The organism is Bradyrhizobium sp., assembly GCF_049798375.1.
Taxonomy (GTDB): Bacteria; Pseudomonadota; Alphaproteobacteria; order Rhizobiales; family Xanthobacteraceae; genus Bradyrhizobium.
The window spans coordinates 1-2439 of the sequence record NZ_JBARGP010000391.1; the positions used below are offsets into that span (position 1 = coordinate 1).

General features: G+C 69.6%; 1 protein-coding gene. It reads left to right on the forward strand.

Features of this window, described 5'->3' with window-relative positions:
* Nucleotides 1-2439, forward strand: a 2439-nt coding sequence (locus WA702_RS16690) for a PAS domain S-box protein (RefSeq protein WP_425111647.1), incomplete at both ends; no start/stop codon positions are given.

Here is a 2439-nt window from a genome sequence, read left to right on the forward strand (position 1 = left end):
GCTCGGCACGCTCGCGACCTGCGGCTGCTCCCGGTTCGAGCTGCCAGACGGCAGCCATCTGGCCGAAGGCAGATTTGGCATTTTGATCACCACCACCGACACCGGCCTGCGCACGATGCCGCTGGCGGAGCGGCTGCAGCGCCTGGTCGATGACAGCGACGCGGCGCTGATCGCCTTCACCACCGACGGGCTGCCGGTCGGCGCCAGCGCGTCCGGACGGCGCCTGCTCGGTGCGCTCGATCTCAACGCGCAGCACCTGGCGCAGGCACGCGACAGCGCGCTCGCCGACGGCCATGCCGAGGTGCAGCTCGATCACGACCGGATCACGCTCTATCGCGTCGGCAGCGATGCGCAGCTCGGCCTGATCGCATGGGTGCGGCCGGTCGAGGCTGAGACGCCCGCGCTCGACGCGGCGCAGGCGCCACGGCAGCCGCTGCGCTTCATGTGGCAGATGGATGCGGACGGGCACTTCACGTTCGACTCCGATGCCTTCATCCGCGTGATGGGGTCGCAGATGGCGGCCCAGCTCGGCCGGCCGTGGCGGGAGCTCGCGGAGAGTTTCGGGCTCGATCCGGACGGCTGCGTCAGCAATGCGCTGGAGACGCACGAGACCTGGAGCGGCATCATCGTGCCCTGGCCGGTCGATGGCGGCGGCACCCTGTCGGTCGAATTATCAGGCCTGCCCGCCTATGACGAGGAGCGGCACTTCGTCGGCCATCGCGGCTTCGGCGTCTGCCGCGACCTGGAGGCGCTGGACCGGCTCGACGCGCAACGCCAGGACGTGTCGGACGCGGCCCCTACCGCGACCCCGGTCGAGGATGCTGCCCAATCGGACCACACCAGCGCCGCAGATATGCCGCCGGACGGCGCCAATCTCGCCGAGGGCGCGCCGCACGATCCTGTCGAGGCGCATGTGACCGAACCGTCCGCACCCCTGCCGTCGGGCGAGAGCGGCGGCCCGGGCGCGCCAGGCAACGTGGTGCCATTTCGCCCGGGGGGCGAGAGCAAGTTTCCGGCCCTGACGCCGGTGGAGAACAGCGCCTTCCATGAACTCGCACGGCAATTGTCGGCACGGCTTGAATCGGCACGGCTCGAAGGCGACTTCCACGAGGCGCGGGCGGAAGCGATTGCGCGGCCCGAGACCACGACCATGCCGCCCGTGACCGAGCCGCCGCGCGGCGAGCCAGCCGATGATCACGCGATGGACGACGGCGCGGCACAGAGCGCGCCGGACTGGCTGGCGCCGGAAGCACCGTCACCGCAAGGCGACAGCCTGCGCGACCGCATCCTGCTCGACCTGCTGCCCGGCGGCGTGCTGATTTATCGCCTCGACCGGCTGCTCTATGCCAACGACGCCTTCCTGGCGCAGATCGGCTACGCCAGCCTTGCCGCGCTGGAACAGGCCGGCGGCCTCGATGCGCTCTATGTCGAGCCCGGTGTCTCCACCTCCTCCAGCACGTCGGAAGCCGGCACGCCGGTGATGATCTCGGCTGCCGATGGCAACGGCCTCGCGGCCGCCGCGCGGCTGTTCACGATCAGCTGGGACGGCGACACCGCGCACGCGCTGATCTTCACGCCGCGTCCCGACGCGACTGCAGCGACCGCGCCTCAGCCGGCGCAGACGCCTGTGAGCACTGCGCCGCCCCCGCCGGCGCCGCAACCGCTGGTGATTCCGCCGCTGGCTGCTGCAGGACAGGCCGATGCCGAGGACCTCGGCGCCATCCTCGACGTCACCGCCGAGGGCATCTTGATGTTCGATGCCGGCGGCAACATCCACGCCTGCAACCGCAGCGCCGAGGCGCTGTTCGGCTATGATGGCGCGCAGCTCATCAAGCGCAATTTGATCGAGCTGTTCGCGACCGAGAGCACCCGTCTCGTGCTGGACTATCTGGAAAGCGTGCGGGAAGCCGGCGTTGCCAGTCTGCTCGATCAGGGCCGCGAGGTGCTCGGGCGAGTCAGCCAAGGCGGCCTGATCCCGCTGTCGATCACGATCGGGCGGACCCGTCCCGCGGGGCCGAATTTTTTCGCGGTGTTTCGCGACCTGTCGCAGACACGGCGCGGCGAAAACGAGCTGTCGCAGGCGCGGCGCCTCGCCGACCGTGCCGCCAACGCCAAGGCCGACATGCTGGCGCGGATCAGCCACGAGGTGCGCGCGCCGCTGAACGCGATCATCGGCTTTGCCGAGGTCATGATCGGCGAGCGCTTCGGCGCGCTCGGCAACGCGCGCTATCTCGACTACATGAAGGACATCCGCTCTTCCGGCGAGCGGGTGGTCACGCTGATCAACGATCTGCTCGAGCTCTCGCGCATCGAGACCGGCAAGCTCGATCTCGCCTTCACGAACCAGAACCTCAACGAGCTGGTCGAAAGCTGCGTCGCTATCATGCAGCCGCACGCCAACCGCGCCCGCATCATCATCCGCACCTCGCTGTCGCATGC